Genomic DNA, 15,483 nt, shown 5'->3' with positions numbered 1-15,483 from the left:
CGGACCCCCCGCGGCTCAGCGGTTGTCGCCGCTGCCACCCAGCACGCCACGGCGGTGGCGGCTGGCCAGCTTGGCCAGGTTGGCCGCCGCGATGTCGTTCAGCGACAGGTCGAGGTAGTCGGCGAGCACCGCCACGTACCAGAGCACGTCACCGAGTTCCTTGGCGATGTCGGCCCGGTCGATCCGCGACTCGTCGCTGTCGAGGTCGCGGACCCACTTCTTGAACTTCTCGGCGACCTCCCCCGATTCGCCGACCAGCCCGAGCACCAGATGAAGCAGTTCGTTGCGCTTGTCGCGCGAAGCGGCGGTACGCAGGGCGCCACGCTGATACGCGTCCAGGTCCATGGCGGACCAGTATGGTCGACCGCCTCCCACCCGACCAGCGGGGCCTTACGGCCGCCCTCGTCTCCGTCGTAATTTTTCTTCTCGCTGTCGAAACCTTGCGGCCATACATCGATTCTTGTACCGTCGATTCGGACAATAGCCATCGATCGCTGCCCATCCTCAGCGTCATCACCTCCGTCGTCGCGGTCCGGGTCACCGGATAGCCGCCGCCCCGGGTTCCCGGGCTCCTCGCCGCTCACGAGGACCGACGGTGCGGCCGCCGGTCGCATCCGACGGCCCCGCCGCGACGAGACCGTCCCCGAGGAGCCGACATGCGTCCGCGTACCGATCCGCTGCACCGAGCACGCGCCCACGACCATCGACCGCCGGCACGACGACGGCGCTACCCCGCCCGCGGCCTGTTGCCGGTGGTCGGCCTGGCCGCCGTGGTGGCCATCGGCGCCGCGACACCGGCGTCCGCACACCCCGAATCGGCGGCGGCCCGCCCCGCCGCCGCTACCTGCATCGCCTCCGGCACCGACGCGGCCATCAACGCCGCGCTGGTCGGTGCCGGCGCCGAGGCGGTGCTCTGCCCCGGCGCCGTGTTCCAGCTCGGCAACCCCATCACCTTCACCGCACCGAACCAGAAGATCTACACCCAGGGGCTGCCCACCGACGCGACCCGGGCGAACCTGGTGGTCACCGGCGCCGGGCTGTCCACCGCGATCCAGGGCAACGGCCAGCCGGGCGTGGTGGTGCAGAACCTCCAGATCAACGGCAACCGGCCGGCCCTCGGCGTGGTCTCGGGCGGCGGCGCGTTGCTGGAGATGGGCGGCGCCGGCACCGACCAGACCGTGCGGAGCATCTACGCGCACGACACCCGCAGCTGGTCGACGCTGCACTTCATCGAGGGCCGGGTCACCGACAACACGCCGCAGTGCCAGGGCGGGCAAATCCTCGACAACCAGATCGGCCCGGCCGGCACCGCGACCCCCGACGCCACCGGCGTCTGGGCCGACGGCATCTCGCTGGCCTGCGGCGGCAGCCTGGTCCAGGGCAACACCATCACGGACGCCACCGACGGGGCCATCGTCGTGTTCGGCGCGCCCGGCTCGACCGTGCAGAACAACACCATCGTCGCCAAGAACCAGCTGCTGCTGGGCGGCATCAACATGGTCGACTTCGCGCCGATGAACGGCAACTACACCGGCACCGTGGTCACCCACAACACCATCGACGCGCTCAGCGCGTTCATCAAGATGGGCATCGCGCAGGGCCAGCAGGCGTGGAACTGCCTGACCGGCACCAACTACGGAGCCACGGTCACCGACAACACCCTTGAGGGCCAGTACATGGGATACGGCTACGCGGTCGACGGGGTGAGCGACTGGACAGTGACCGGCAACGTGGACAACTCCCGGCACGTCGGTACCCAGACCGCCGGCGGGTGCTTCGGCAGCCCCCGCGCCTCCCAGCCGGCCGGGTACCAGGTGGAGTCGGCCAGCTCCAGCAACCTCCAGCCCGAGTTCACCAGCGCGGTGCTGACCAACGCCCTGGGTACCCTCAACTCCCCACCGATCACCGCGCCCAGCGGCCCCACGCTGACCGCCAGCCCCTCCGGGGTCTCCTTCGGCAACCAGGCGGTCGGCACGACCAGCGCCGCGCACGCGGTGACCATCAGCAACACCGGCGGCTCGACGGCCACCATCTCCGCCATCGCGGCGAGCGGGCCCTTCGCCCAGACCAACACCTGCGGCGCGACCCTGGCCGCCGGGGCGTCCTGCACCGTCAACGCCACCTTCCGCCCGGCCGCGGTCGGGGCGGCCAGCGGCAGCGTGACACTCTCCGGCAACGCCACCAACTCACCGACCACCGTCGCGCTGTCAGGCACCGGTACCGGCACCGGTACGCCGACCAACCTGGCGCTGGCCGCCACCATGACCGCCAGCAGCACGGCGCCGGGATATCCGGCGACCAACTCCAACGACGGGAACGCCGGCTCCTACTGGGAGAGCAGCAACGGCGCCGGGTTCCCGCAGACGCTCACCGCCGACCTGGGCTCCACCCAGAACCTGGGCTCGGTGACGCTGCGCCTGCCGCCGGCGACCGCCTGGGCGACCCGCACCGAGACGCTGTCCGTGCTCGGCTCGACCAACGGCACCACCTACACCACCGTGCTGGCCTCGGCCGGGTACAGGTTCGATCCGGCCACCGGCAACACGGTCGGCCTCACCCTCCCGGCCGGCACGGCGGCGCGGTACCTGCGGCTGTCCGTGACCGGCAACACCGGATGGCCGGCGGCGCAGCTCGCCGAGTTCGAGATCTACTCCGGTACCGGCACGGGCGGCACCCCCACCCCGACCAACCTCGCCCTCAACGCGCCGATCACCGCGTCCAGCTACACCCAGAGCTACGTGGCGGGCAACGCCGACGATGGCAACACCGGCACCTACTGGGAGGGGGCCAACGGGGCGTGGCCGACCACGCTCACCGCCGACCTGGGATCGGCGAGGGCGCTGGGCTCGGTCGTGCTGCGCCTGCCGCCGGCGACCGCCTGGTCGACCCGCACCCAGACGCTCGCGGTGCTGGGCAGCGCCAACAACGGCACCTGGAGCACGCTGGTCGGCTCCGCGACGTACACGTTCGATCCGGCCACCGGCAACGCGGTGACCATCGCCGTACCGGCCGGCACCACCGACCGGTACCTGCGGCTGTCCTTCACCGCCAACAGCGTGCAGAACGGCGCGCAGGTCTCGGAGTTCGAGGTCTACGGCCCCTGAGTCGACCGCACGATCCCGGCCGGGCCATCACCGTCCACTATGGATGGGGGCGGCCCGGCTCCACACCTCCCACCGTGGCCAGGTCGTAGCCGTCGGGGTAGGTCCTGGGCCGCAGGCCGCCGGCAAGCGAGCTGTCGCGCCGCGGCGGCAGCACGTGGCGCAGCATCAAGGCGCGGATCCGCAACGCGGTGTCCAGGCCGGCGCGCACCGGCCAGGACGGGGTCGCGAGGCCGGTGGCGGCTCGCAGCGACGGATCGACCAGCGCGTCGACCAGCCGGGACCCCAGCGGCACCAGCGGCCGGGGCAGGTCCGCCAGCAGGCCCTTGGTGGCGGCCATCAGCTCGCGGGCGGCGTCGGTGCGGGCGAAGCGGGCGGCCTCGAACCGGTCGAACCACGCCTCGTACCCGGTCCACGTCGGCGGGATGTCGGCGATGTTCATCCGGCGGCCGAGTTCGGCGTAGAAGTTGAAGATCGCCTGCCGTTCGTGGCAGCACAGCGGCCGCCAGCCGTGCGCCTCGATCCACCGGCTGCCGACGAACACGAAGGTGCCCAGCACGTAGCGGTAGTCGTCGTTGCCGATGGCGAAGCGGCGGTGGATCTGGTTGAGGCGGCGCGTCGCGGTGCGCCCGCGCGGGTGGTCCAGGCCGTGATCGATCAGCTCGTACATGAGGATGCCGGTGTCGTCCGCGCGCCGCGCGGTGCGGTTGGTGGTCTGTCCGGTGCCGGCCAGCAACTCGGCGATTGACGGGACGGCGAACGTGCGCCAGAACGCCAGCAGCAGCCCGATCCGGACGTCGACCGGGAACTCGTACAGCGCGGTGGTGCGGTAGATCTCGTGGTAGTCACGGTCGGGGTCCAGCCGTTGGATCTGGCGCAGCCGTTGAAAGCGCCGCCCGTGCCCAGCCATCAGCGCCTCCGATGTCCGTTGCCGCCAACCGCAGGTGTCCTCACCAGCTTGCCGGCCAGCATATTTCAGTCGGTGACACCGTCGGGGCCGGTTAGCCGGCGGCCAGCGACACCGCGAGGGTCACCATGATGGTGGCTATCGCACCGTCCACCACCCGCCAGGCCGCCGGGTGCGCGAGCAGCGGTGTCAGCCGTCGAGCGCCGAGGCCCAGTCCGGAGAACCACACCAGGCTCGCCGTCGCCGCCCCGGCTCCGAACGCCCACGGATCCGGGTAGTGGTGGGCGACGGCGCCGAGCAGCATCACCGTGTCGAGGTAGACGTGCGGGTTGAGGAACGTGAACGCCAGGCAGGCCAACAGCGTCGCGCGCAGCGTCGCCGGCGGGCGGTCGAGCGGGCTGAGGGCGGCGGGTCGCAGGACCCGGCGGACCGCCAGCGCCGCGTACCCGAGCAGGAACAGCGCGCCGCCCCAGCGCACGGCCGTCACGATCGCGGGCGCGTTGGCCAGTACGGCGCCGAGGCCGGCGATGCCGGCCGCGATCAGCACCGCGTCGGCGGCCGCGCAGGTCGCCACGACCGGTACGACGTGCTCGCGGCGCAGCCCCTGGCGCAGCACGAAGGCATTCTGCGCCCCGATGGCGACGATCAGCGCGAAGCAGAAGCCGAACCCGGCAAGCACAGAGCCCATGCCTGCCACGCTAGGGCGGCCGGCCCCTGCATCCCAGCTAAAGAATTTTAAGGTCCATTAGAATCGCTTACGTGCTCGACCCGATCCAGCTCGCCACCTTCGACGCGGTCATCAAGCACGGCAGCTTCGACGCCGCGGCACGCGCCCTGCACGTCACCCCGTCCGCGGTCAGCCAGCGCATCAAGGCGCTGGAGCAGGTCGTCGGGCAGGTGCTCGTGCGCCGGGTGCGGCCGTGCGTGCCGACCGCCGCCGGGCTGCCCCTGCTGCGCCTCGGCGGCCAGGTGGAGCTGCTGGAGCACGAGGCCCTCGACGCCGCGCGCGGTGCGCTGGGCCCGCACGCGCTGACCCGCCTGGCGGTCGTCGTCAACGCGGACTCCCTCGCCGGCTGGTTTCTGCCCGCCCTCGCCGCCCTGCCCGAGGTGGTCTTCGAGCTGCACACCGACGACGAGGGGCACACCGCCGAGCTGTTGCGCGCCGGCACGGTGATGGCGGCGGTGACCACCGAGCGGGTCGCCGTGCAGGGATGCCGGGTGCGAAGGCTCGGGGTGATGCGCTACCTCGCTGTCGCCACGCCAGCCGTCCACTTCGCGTGGTTCGACGGGCGCGACCTCACGGAGGCGTTCGCCACCGCACCCATGGTCCGGTTCAACCGCAAAGACACCCTGCAGCATCGCTTCGCCCGCGCGGTCACCCGCCGCGACATCGACCCCCCGACCCACTTCGTCCCCGCCTCGGCGAGCTTCACCGAGGCCGTCCGGCTCGGCCTCGGCTGGGGCCTCATCCCGGAGGACCTCGCGCGCACCGACCTCGCCGCCGGCCGCCTCGTCGAACTGGCGCCCGGCCACCACCTCGACGTCCCGCTGTACTGGCAGTGTTGGAGCCTGAAATCCGCGGCCCTCGCGGCGCTGACGGCGGCAGTGAAGGCCGCCGCGGCCACCGCGCTGCGTTAGCGTGGATTCCGCGCGGTTCCTCCGAGCACTGAGCCCGCGGAGCAGCTTTAGTCGCTGCCGCCGGCGCCCTGACTGAGCCCGCCTGAAGTTCCGCGCGGCACGAAATGCCGTGCGTGAATGTCGCCATATGCCTGGTTAGCCGCGGTGTGGCCGGCTCGGGGCACATGTCGCGCTTGCGCCGGAGGTGATGTCATCAGAGTGTGACCGTTTCAATCCAGACCGTGACCAAGGCGGCTCCGCGTCGTTGTCCACGCCGGCTCACATTCACATCGGCATCATCGGACAAACGAGGAGAAGCATGGGGAAGACCAGACGTCGATTTGCCCTGCGGATCGGCGTGGCAGGCTTCCTGGTCGGTACCAGCGCCCTGGTCACCGGCCACGTCGCCCAGGCGCGCGGTGCCGCGCCCGGGTCCGCGTCCGCCACGGTCGGCGTCGCCCGGCGCCCGGCCCCGCCGGTACTGTCGGCGGCGACGTTTCCGGTCACCAACTGCGCCAGCCTGACCGGCGCCGACCTCACCCGCAACCGCGAGGCACCCGCCACCGTCACCGCCGCCACCGTCGTGCCGAAGGCCGGCAAGGACCCGCAGTACTGCGACGTGCACGGCTACGTCACGCCCCAGGTGCAGTTCGAGGTGGGGCTGCCCACCAACTCGTGGAACGGCGACTACTACCAGACCGGCGGGGGCGGGCGTGACGGCACCATCCCGTTCGGCAGCTGCGTCGACGCGCTCGCCCAGGGCTTCGCCGTCGCCGCGCAGGACGGTGGCCACGTCGGCAGCGATGCCCTGTGGGGGTTGACCGACGAACAGCTGCGCGTCGACTGGGCGTACCGCTCCGACCACGTCACCGCCGTGGTCGCCAAGGAGCTGATCAGCATCTTCTACGGTCGGGCACCCCGGTACTCCATCATGCAGGGCTGCTCGACCGGCGGACGGGAAGTCGAGTCCGAGGTGCAGCGCTACCCGAGCGACTTCGACGGCGCCATCGCCGGAGACCCGGCCTATCCCGGGCGGCTGGCCGGCATCGAGAACGCGTGGTTGGCGCAGAAGGGGCTCGACGCGAACGGGCGGCCCATCCTCGGCGCCGACAAGCTGCGGCTGCTGCACGGCGCCGTGGTCGACGCCTGTGACGGGCTCGACGGACTGCGCGACGGCACCATCGACGACCCGCGCGACTGCCCCTTCGACCCCGCGACGCTGCGCTGCCCTCGAGGCGCCCGCGACGTCGGCGACTGCCTGACCCCGGCCGAACTCGCCTCCGCGCAGGCGTTCTACCACGGACCGGTCGACGAGCACGGCCAGGCCCTGTACCCGTACCTGGCGCCGTACGGCTCCGAACTCAGCTGGGCCGCCACCGCGACCAGTGCCGCACAGCTGGCCGACAGCGGGCTCAAGGACCTCAACCTGCCGATCGGCGCGCCGACCCCGGCCTCGTACCGCGACTGGCGGTTCACCGACGCGAACATCGCCCGGCTGGTGCCGATGGCCAAGGTCTACGACCCGGTGCCACCATACGGCCACCCCGACCTGGGCGCCTTTGCCCGGCACGGCGGCAAGCTGCTCATCTACCAGGGGTGGGCGGACGCCGCCGCCAACCCGGGCGCGGCCGTCGACTACTACACCGAGGCCGCGAACGCGCTCGGCGGGCCGCAGCGCACGATGGGTTGGCTGCGGCTGTTCATGGTGCCCGGGATGGGTCACTGCGGCGGGGGCGACGGGCCGAGCACCTTCGACCCGCTCACCCCGATGCTGGCGTGGCTGCGGGACGGCACCGCCCCGGACCGGCTGGTCGCGAGCAACTCCGCGACCAGCCCGCTCAACCCCGGCCGGTCCCGGCCGCTGTACCCGTACCCGCAGGTGGCCCGCTACGACGGCACGGGCAGCGTCGAGTCCGCCGCCAACTTCCACGCCGCGCCGCCGCCGGTGGCGCACGCCGGTGACCTGCACTGGATCTGGGACCCGGCGCCGCCCGGCAGGAACCCGCACCGGTAGGCACCGGCGCCGCCCGGCACGAGCCGCCGCCGCGACCCGCGCGGTCGCGGCGGCCGGCACGTGCGGAGGCCGGCACGTGCGGGGGCGCCGTGGGAGTTCCCGCTATATCGATACATGCGAAGGTGTAGTGAGCAGCCGTCGCCCGGCGGGTCGCGACGTTCCTAGCCTGGCGAGCATGAGGCCACTTTCACGCCTGTGCGCCGCCACCGTCACGGCGCTCACCGTCACCGCACTATCCATCCCGCTCGGTCTGGCCGAAACCGCCCAGGCCGCGCCCACCCCGGCAGCACCCACCCGGGCCGCCATCGCCCCGGCCACCGTCACACCCGTCGACGGATCGCTGAAGGCCTACCACATCTCCGGCGTGTACGTCGGCGGCGTCTCCTCCGGCGGGTATCTGGCCACCCAGCTCCAGGTGGCGTACTCCGGCCGGATCCGGGGCGCGGCAATCTTCGCCGCCGGCCCGTACTACTGCGCGCAGAACAACGCCAGTCAGGCGGTCTACGGCTGCGGCGAGAACATCTGGCCGGATGGGCTGCCCACGCTGGAGGCGGACGCCTCGCTGTGGTCCGCGTACCGCTGGATCGACCCGATCGGGAACCTGTCCGGCCAGCCGGTCTACGTGTACCACGGCACCGCCGACTCCACCGTGGCCGGCAGCCTCACCAGCGACCTGGCCGGCTTCTACCGGCACTTTGGCGCGAACGTCCAGTACGTGACCGGGCCGTCCGGCCACTCCTGGGTCACCCCGTACGGGCCACTGGGCTGCACCGCGACCGGGTCGCCGTACCTGGACAACTGCGGCACTGACGCGGAGAACCAGTTCCTGACCAAGCTGTTCGGGTCGGTGGCCGCACCGAACCCGGGGGCGCTGACCGGCACCCTGACCCGGTTCAACCAGAACGGCTACGCGGTCGGCGGCAACGCGGCCAGGCTGTCCATGGGAAGCAAGGCGTTCGCCTACGTGCCGTCCTCCTGCGCGGCCGGCGCGACCTGCCGCCTGATGGTGGCGCTGCACGGGTGCGCTCAGGGGTACGACGCGGTAGGCACCGCCTTCGTGGACGACGCCAACCTCGACCAGTACGCGGACACCAACGCGATGATCGTGCTGTACCCGCAGGCCACCGCGAGCGTGGTGAACCCGTACGGCTGCTGGGACTGGTGGGGTTACCTGGGCGCGACCAACTACCCGATCCACGGTGGCGCGCAGCTCGAGTCCGTCATGGCCGAGGTGCGCGCGCTCGGCGGCTGACGCGCGGCCGCACGGCTCGCACCAGCCAAGCCGTCGGGCCCGGCCGCGCCGTCGGACCCAGCCGGGCCGGCCCGGTCGCGCGGGCCGGCCCGACGGTTCGGATGGTCGGTTCAGCACTGGCCATCGGCCAGCACGTAGTAGTTGGGTCCGGTCTGGCGCAGCGTGTGCGTGACGAACACGTTCCACAGGCCCATCGCCTGGTTGGAGCCGTTGGCGTAGGTGTATCCGCCGGACTGGTGCGACCGGCCGGCCGTCGTCTGCTGGTAGTTGTTGCCGGTGAAGCAGGGCTGGTCCGCCGTAGGGCTCGGGCTTGGGCTCGGGCTCGGCTTCCCGCTGGCGCTGGCGCTTGCCGTCGGGCTGGGGCTGCCGGTCGGGCTCGCCGTCGGCGCGGCCGACCCCAGCCCCCAGAACTGGGCCGTGTAGTACGACGAGCAGATGGAGCGCAGGTAGTAGGTGCCGGTGGCGCCGCACTGGTCGGTGGCGCTGCCCGGGTTGACCGGGGTGCCGTGGCCGATGCCCTGGACGCCGTACAGCTCGACGGCCGGCTGGCCGGAGGAGTCGTCGTAGGACTGCAGGGTGGTGCCGCCCGGCAGGCTCGTGGTGGAGCTGGGCGTCTGGGAGATGCCCCAGGCATTCGTCCACTGGTCGCGAGACTCGGTCGCGTTGGCCGGGTTCACGACCGCGTCGGAGGTGCCGTACCAGATCGCCACCCGGGGCCACGGCCCGGAGTATCCCGGGTCGGCTCCGCGCACCAGGTTGCCCCACTGCGCCGGGGTCTTGCTGGTCGCGCCGTACTGGCAGGTCAGTCCGCTGGTCAGGTCGGAGGCGCAGGCGTACGGGATGCCGCCGATGATGGCGCCGCCGGCGAACACGTCCGGATAGTCGGCGAGCATGACGGCGGTCATCGCGCCGCCCGCGGACAACCCGGTCACGTACACCCGGTGCGGATCGGAGCCGTAGTGCGCGACGGCGTAGTCGACCATCTGCTTGATGGACAGCGCCTCACCCTGCCCCCGGGCATAGTCGCTTGTCTGGAACCAGTTGAAGCACTCGGTGGCGTTGTTGGCCGAGCTCTGCTGCGGGAAGACAAGCGCGAAGTGGTACAGGTCGGCGTATTTGGGCCAGCCGGCGTTGGTGTAGTAGTCGGACGCGCTCTGCGTGCAGCCGTGCAGCGCCACCACGAGCGGGGCGCCGGAGGCCAGGCCGGTCGGCACGTAGCTGTACATGCCCAGCGCGCCCGGGTTGGAGCCGAACCCGCTGACCTGGGTGAGCGTGGCCGCGGCCTGGGCCGGCGCGGCGAGCCGCGGTGTGGCGGCCGCGACCGCGAGCGCGCCGGCGCACGCCACGGCCGCGACGAGAAGTTGGTGATGTCTGCGCATGGCGCCTCCCTGGGACGGGGCGGGATGGGTGGTCCGGTGGGTTGTTCGTAGGGTAGTCGTTACATTGATGTTCGATAATGTCTTCGGTTCACACAGCCGGGCGCCCGGAAGTGTGGAGGGCACCGGGTGAGGTGGCCTCGGCCGCAGGCCCCGGCCCCGGCAGAATCCCGGCCGGGGCGCCCGCCCCGCCCGCGAGGCACGTAGCCGGCACCCATTCCTGGATCGTTACTTGTGGATCCCACACACATGGTGGCCGGTAGACCTCCGCCCTAACGTGTGCTGCGACTGGTCTGGGTGCGGGGCAGGACGCGCCGCGCCGGACCGGGACCGAATACAACGGCGTGTGAGGTGGGAGGCGTCCGGATGGGTGCGGTACGGACATCCCGGCGGGCGCTGCTCGCCGGCTCGGTGGCGACCGTGGCGGTCTTCGCCGCCGCGGCCTGTGGCAGCCCGCAGAAGGCGGCCAGCGGCGGCTCGACCGTCGGTTCGAGCGCACCGGTCAACATCGGGGTGGTCTACTCGCAGACCGGCGCGCTGGCCAGCTACGGGCAGGAGTACACGGACGGCTTCAAGGCCGGGCTGGCGTACGCGACCAACGGCACCAACAAGATCGGCGGGCGGCAGGTCAACGTGACCTACGCGGACGACGCGGGCGACCCCGCGAAGGCGGTGTCCGCGGCCAAGGACCTGATCGGCAAGGGGTACAAGATTCTCGCCGGCTCGACCGCGTCCGGCGTGGCGCTGCAGGTGGCCCCGCTGGCCGCGCAGAACAAGGTGCTGTTCATCTCCGGGCCGGCCGCCACCGACGCGGTCACCGGAATCAACAAATACACCTTCCGCTCCGGCCGCCAGTCCTATCAGGACGTGCTCACCGCCAAGTCGTTCCTGGGCGACGCGACCGGCAAGAAGGTCTTGGTGTTCGCGCAGGACGACGCGTTCGGCAAGTCCAATGTGGAGGCGGTCAAGGCGGTGATGGGTGGGGCCGGCGCGACCGTCACCAGCATCGCCGTGCCGGAGAGCGCCACCGACTTCACCCCGTTCGCCAGCCAGGCCAAGAACGCCAGGCCGGACCTGTTGTTCGTGGCCTGGGCGGGCACCACGGCCAGCACCATGTGGCAGGCGTTGGACCAGCAGGGCGTGCTGGCCAGCACGACCGTGGTGACCGGGCTGGACATCCGGGCGACCTGGCCGACGTTCGGCGCCGCCGGCACCAAGGTCAGTTTCCTGGCGCACTACTTCGACGGCGCCACCGACAACCCCGCCGAACAGGCCCTCAAGCAGGCGGTACCGGGCGGTGCGACCGACCTGTTCGACCCGGACGGTTTCGCCGCGGCGCAGCTGATCGTGCACGCGGTGCAGGCCGGCGGCGACGACGTGGACGCGATGGTGAAGGCGCTTGAGGGGTACAGCTTCGACTCGGTCAAGGGCAAGCTGACCGTGCGCGCGTCGGACCACGCGCTGCTGCAACCCATGTTCCAGGCGAAGCTCAGCGGCTCCGGCACCAACCTGACCGCCACCCTGGTCAAGGCGGTCGACCCGAGTGACACCACGCCGCCGGTCGTGGCGATGAAGGGCTGAATCGTGAGGCGTGACGCCGGGGCCGGAGGCGTTGCCGGGCCGCCGACCGGCCCGGCGACCGACCTGGCGATCGAGGCGCTGTCCTGGCGGGTGGGCGGAGTGTCCATAGTGGACGGGGTCAACCTGGCCCTGGCGAGCGGCGAATTCGTTGCCGTGATCGGGCCGAACGGCGCGGGCAAGACCTCGCTGTTCAACCTGGTGTCCGGGCTGCGCCGGCCCACCGCCGGGCGGGTGCGGCTGGCCGGCGCCGACATCACCGGGCTGCCCGTCCACCGGCGCGCCAGGCTCGGCCTCGGCCGCACGTTCCAGTCCTCGTCCGTGTTCGGGTCGCTGCGGGTCGACGAGAACGTCCGGCTGGCGGTGCAGGCACACCGGGGCGGTTCGATGCGGGCCTGGCGGCGCCCGGCGGCGGACCGCGGGGTGGCGGTGGCCGCCGACGAGATCCTCGCCCAGGTGCTCCTGGAGGCCAGGAGCCGGGACACGGCCGGGGCGCTGTCCCACGGCGACAAGCGCAAGCTGGAGATAGCCCTGCTGCTGGCCGGCTCGCCGCGCGTGCTGCTGCTGGACGAGCCGATGGCCGGGGTCTCCGCCGGCGACGTACCGGCCCTGGTGGAGGTGATCCGGTCGCTGACCCGGGTGCACCGGCGCAGCGTGCTCATGGTCGAGCACCACATGGATGTGGTGCTCGACCTGGCCGACCGGGTCGCCGTGATGCACCACGGTGCGCTGTTGAGCTGCGACACCCCGGCCGCCGTGATGGCGGACCGGACGGTGCAGGAGGCGTACCTGGGGGAGGAGCTGTGATGCTCGACGTGCGCGAGCTGTCCGCGTGGATCGGCGGCTCGCACATCCTGCAGGGCGTCACGTTCGAGGTGGCCGGCACCGGAGTCACCGCGCTGCTGGGCCGCAACGGGGTGGGGAAGACCAGCACGCTGCGGGCGATCCTCGGCGAGCTGCCGGCGACCGGTTCGGTCACCTTCGACGGCCGGCCGGTGCTCGGGGCGCCCACCCATCGGCTGGTGCGCGCCGGGCTCGGCTACGCGCCTGAGGACCGGTGCGTGTTCGCCGGGCTGACCGTCGCGGAGAATCTGCGGCTGGCCTGCCGGGTGCCGGACCCGGACTACGACACCGTGTATTCGCTCTTCCCCGAGCTGCGCGCGCGTTCCCGGCAGCGGGCCGGCACGCTGTCCGGCGGCCAGCAGCAGATGGTCGCGATCGGCCGCCTGCTGCTCAACCCGAACCGGCTGCTGCTCATCGACGAGCCGACCAAGGGCCTGGCCCCGAAGGTGGTCTCCGAGGTGGCGGCGGTGCTGGCCCGGGTCGCGCAGCGGGTACCGATCCTGCTGGTCGAGCAGAACCTCGCGGTGGTACGGCGGCTGGCCAGCGCCGCCGTGGTACTGGCCGCCGGGCGGGTGGCCTGGCGGGGGCAGGCGGCCGACCTGCTCGGCGACGCCGAGCGCGTCCGGACCCTGCTCGGCGTCGGATCGTCCCGGCCGGAAAGGGAGCCGCGCTGATGGGTACCGTGGTCCTGCTCACCGTCACCGGACTGGGTCTGGGCGCCCTCTATTTCCTCATCGCCTCGGGCCTGTCCCTGGTGTTCGGCCTCGCCGACGTGCTCAACTTCGCGCACGGGCTGTTCCTGTCGGTGGGCGCCTACGCCACCTGGTGGGCGGGCTCCCGGCTGTCCGGGCCCTGGGGCTTCACCCTCGCCGTCGCGTTCGGAGTCGCCTGCGGCGCCGCGGTCGGCGCGCTGGTGGAGTTCGTGCTCATCCGGCCGCTGTACCGGCGCCCGACCGAACAGGTGCTGGTGACGGTGGGGCTGTCGCTGGCCGGGGTGGCCCTGCTCCAGGCGGCGTGGGGAGCCGACTCGCGCCGGTACCCGAGTCCACGGTGGACGCGCGGTGCGACCCGGATACTCGGCGCGGACGTCCCCAACGACCGGCTGCTGCTCATCGGCGCCGCCGTCGTGGTGCTCGCCGGGCTGCTGGTGTTTCTGCGACGCACGCGCTACGGCCTGGTGATCCGGGCCGGGGTGGAGAACCGGGCCATGGTCGCCGCGCTGGGCATCGACGTGCGCCGCGCGTTCACGCTGGTGTTCGCCATCGGCGGGGCGCTGGCGGGCCTGGCCGGGGCGCTGGGCGGTGTCTACTTCGGCGCGGTGTCGCCGGGCCAGGGCGCGTCGTTGCTCATCTTCGCGTTCATCGTGGTGGTGATCGGCGGGATGGGCTCGGTGACCGGCTCGGCCTACGCGGCCGTGGCGGTCGGGCTGCTCCAGCAGTTCGTCAACTACTACGGCACCTCCGGCGCCGGGGACATCTGCGTGGTCGCTCTGCTCGCGGCCGTGCTACTGGTGCGCCCGGCCGGTATCGCGGGGAGGACGGCGTGAATCACAGGCGGGTCGCCCGCGCGCTCGTGCCGGTGGCCGTGTTGGTGGTGGCCGCGGTGCTGCCGTGGTCCACCGTGGACATTCCCGGGGTCTTCGACGGCCCGCTCAACTCGCCCGGCACCTTGCAGCTGCTGGCGCTGTGCCTGGTGTTCGGCGGGCTCGCGGCGGGGTACGACCTGCTGTTCGGCCGGGCCGGCCTGCTGTCGTTCGGCCACGCGCTCTACGTGGCCGCCGGCGCGTACGGCGTGGGCATCCTGGTCACCCACGCGCACTGGCCACTGTGGACGGCCGTGGTGGCGGCGGCCCTGGGCGGCACGGCGCTGGCCGCGCTGCTCGGCGCGGTGGCATTGCGCACCCGTGGCATCGCCTTCGCCATGGTGACTCTCGCCTTCGCGCAGGTCGGCTCGATCCTGGTCAACCGCGATCCCGGCGGGCTGACCGGGGGAGAGGAGGGGCTGACGCTGTCCGCCTCCGGGCTGCCCGGGTTCCTGGTCGGCGTGGCCAACACCGTGAACCTGTACTGGTTGGCGCTGGCGTTCCTGGCCGTGGTCGTGTTCGTGGTGCACCGGGTGGACCGGGGACCGTACGGCCGGGTGCTGGCCGGACTGCGCGACGATGAGCGGCGGGTCGCCGTGCTCGGGCTCTCCCCGTACCGGTTCAAGCTGGTCACCTTCGCCCTGTCGGGTGGGCTCGCCGCGCTCGGTGGGGTGGCCTATGCGCTCGTGGTGGGTGGCGCGTCGCCGCAGCTGACCGCGTCCGACCTGACCCTGTCGCTGCTGGTGATGGCGGTGCTGGGCGGTCCGGGTACCCGGTGGGGGGCGGTCATCGGCGGCATCGGGTACACGTACCTCGATCAGCGCCTGACCTCCCTGGGCGGCACCGCCGCCATCAGGCACCTGCCCGGCGTGCTGCGCGGCCCGCTGTCCCAGCCGCTGTTCGTGCTCGGCACCGTCTTCATCCTGGCCGTGTACTTCGCGCCCGGCGGCCTCGCCGGGTTGGGCCGGCGCGGCGCGGCCCTGGCCCGCGCGCTGCGCGGCCCGCGGATCGGCCGCTCGGCGGCCCGTGGCGAGCGAGCGCCCAGCGAGCCATGACCTCCCATCGCCCGACGTCCCGCGCCCACGGCCCGGCCCGGGATCGTGAGGCGCGACCCTCGCCCTCGGACGGAGCCGCCGCCGGATCACGGTAAGAGGCGCTACGGCGAATGGCGCGGTCAAAAACCGGGTGCGGTGGCACCGGCGCGCCGGTATTC

13 protein-coding genes are annotated in these 15,483 nt (G+C 72.3%); 9 read left to right on the top strand and 4 right to left on the bottom strand.

All coding sequences use genetic code 11. From position 1 onward, the window contains the following. Positions 1-15 precede the first annotated feature (15 nt). Positions 16-345 (bottom strand): nucleoside triphosphate pyrophosphohydrolase family protein, encoded by a 330-nt coding sequence (locus ABEA87_RS24260; RefSeq protein ID WP_345633140.1) that lies wholly within the window; start codon positions 343-345, stop codon positions 16-18. A 311-nt stretch (positions 346-656) separates the two neighbouring features. On the opposite strand from ABEA87_RS24260, the gene ABEA87_RS24255 reads away from it, so the two are divergent. Further along, positions 657-3,104 (top strand): discoidin domain-containing protein, encoded by a 2,448-nt coding sequence (locus tag ABEA87_RS24255; RefSeq protein ID WP_345633138.1) that lies wholly within the window; start codon positions 657-659, stop codon positions 3,102-3,104. A 37-nt stretch (positions 3,105-3,141) separates the two neighbouring features. On the opposite strand, the gene ABEA87_RS24250 is transcribed toward ABEA87_RS24255, so the two are convergent. After that, positions 3,142-4,011: an oxygenase MpaB family protein gene (locus ABEA87_RS24250; protein WP_345633136.1), complete on the bottom strand. Its 870-nt coding sequence runs from the start codon at positions 4,009-4,011 to the stop codon at positions 3,142-3,144. Positions 4,012-4,102: 91 nt separating this feature from the next. Next, the gene (locus tag ABEA87_RS24245) at positions 4,103-4,696 is read right to left on the bottom strand and encodes a LysE/ArgO family amino acid transporter (RefSeq protein ID WP_345633134.1); all 594 of its coding nucleotides are present in this window, start codon (positions 4,694-4,696) and stop codon (positions 4,103-4,105) included. Between the two features lie 71 nt (positions 4,697-4,767). Between ABEA87_RS24245 and ABEA87_RS24240 the strand changes: the two genes are divergently transcribed. The 3 genes from ABEA87_RS24240 (at position 4,768) to ABEA87_RS24230 (ending at position 8,891) form a co-directional block, all read left to right on the top strand. Further along, positions 4,768-5,646 (top strand): LysR family transcriptional regulator ArgP, encoded by an 879-nt coding sequence (locus tag ABEA87_RS24240; protein ID WP_345633133.1) that lies wholly within the window; start codon positions 4,768-4,770, stop codon positions 5,644-5,646. A 298-nt stretch (positions 5,647-5,944) separates the two neighbouring features. Next, a complete protein-coding gene (locus ABEA87_RS24235) occupies positions 5,945-7,639 on the top strand; it encodes a tannase/feruloyl esterase family alpha/beta hydrolase (protein WP_345633132.1) in 1,695 nt (564 codons plus the stop codon). Positions 7,640-7,814: 175 nt separating this feature from the next. Then, positions 7,815-8,891, top strand: a complete 1,077-nt coding sequence (locus ABEA87_RS24230; protein ID WP_345633131.1) for an extracellular catalytic domain type 2 short-chain-length polyhydroxyalkanoate depolymerase — start codon at positions 7,815-7,817, stop codon at positions 8,889-8,891. A 110-nt stretch (positions 8,892-9,001) separates the two neighbouring features. Here ABEA87_RS24230 and ABEA87_RS24225 read toward each other — a convergent pair whose 3' ends face one another. Next, a complete protein-coding gene (locus ABEA87_RS24225; protein ID WP_345633129.1) occupies positions 9,002-10,270 on the bottom strand; it encodes an extracellular catalytic domain type 1 short-chain-length polyhydroxyalkanoate depolymerase in 1,269 nt (422 codons plus the stop codon). A gap of 363 nt (positions 10,271-10,633) precedes the next feature. Here ABEA87_RS24225 and ABEA87_RS24220 point away from each other — a divergent pair, with 363 nt between their 5' ends. From ABEA87_RS24220 to ABEA87_RS24200, 5 genes are read left to right on the top strand one after another with little or no spacing between them, the layout of a single operon-like run. Next, complete coding sequence (locus ABEA87_RS24220; RefSeq protein WP_345633128.1) at positions 10,634-11,848, top strand: substrate-binding domain-containing protein; 1,215 nt, start codon at positions 10,634-10,636, stop codon at positions 11,846-11,848. Between the two features lie 3 nt (positions 11,849-11,851). Then, on the top strand, positions 11,852-12,652 hold the full coding sequence (locus tag ABEA87_RS24215; RefSeq protein WP_425570941.1) for an ABC transporter ATP-binding protein: 801 nt from the start codon (positions 11,852-11,854) through the stop codon (positions 12,650-12,652). Next, entirely contained in the window at positions 12,652-13,362 is a 711-nt protein-coding gene (locus ABEA87_RS24210; RefSeq protein ID WP_345633126.1) for an ABC transporter ATP-binding protein, read from the top strand. Before ABEA87_RS24215 ends, ABEA87_RS24210 begins: the two co-directional genes overlap by 1 nt. Next, positions 13,362-14,234, top strand: coding sequence for a branched-chain amino acid ABC transporter permease (locus ABEA87_RS24205; protein WP_345633124.1), 873 nt, complete (start codon positions 13,362-13,364; stop codon positions 14,232-14,234). Before ABEA87_RS24210 ends, ABEA87_RS24205 begins: the two co-directional genes overlap by 1 nt. Further along, entirely contained in the window at positions 14,231-15,325 is a 1,095-nt protein-coding gene (locus tag ABEA87_RS24200; RefSeq protein WP_345633123.1) for a branched-chain amino acid ABC transporter permease, read from the top strand. The genes ABEA87_RS24205 and ABEA87_RS24200 overlap by 4 nt, the downstream gene beginning before the upstream one ends. Positions 15,326-15,483: the final 158 nt, after the last annotated feature.

Source organism: Rugosimonospora acidiphila (genome assembly GCF_039543385.1).
Classification (GTDB): Bacteria; Actinomycetota; Actinomycetes; order Mycobacteriales; family Micromonosporaceae; genus Rugosimonospora; species Rugosimonospora acidiphila.
Note: the sequence above shows the minus strand (reverse complement) of the source record. Positions and strands in the feature narration are given on the sequence as shown.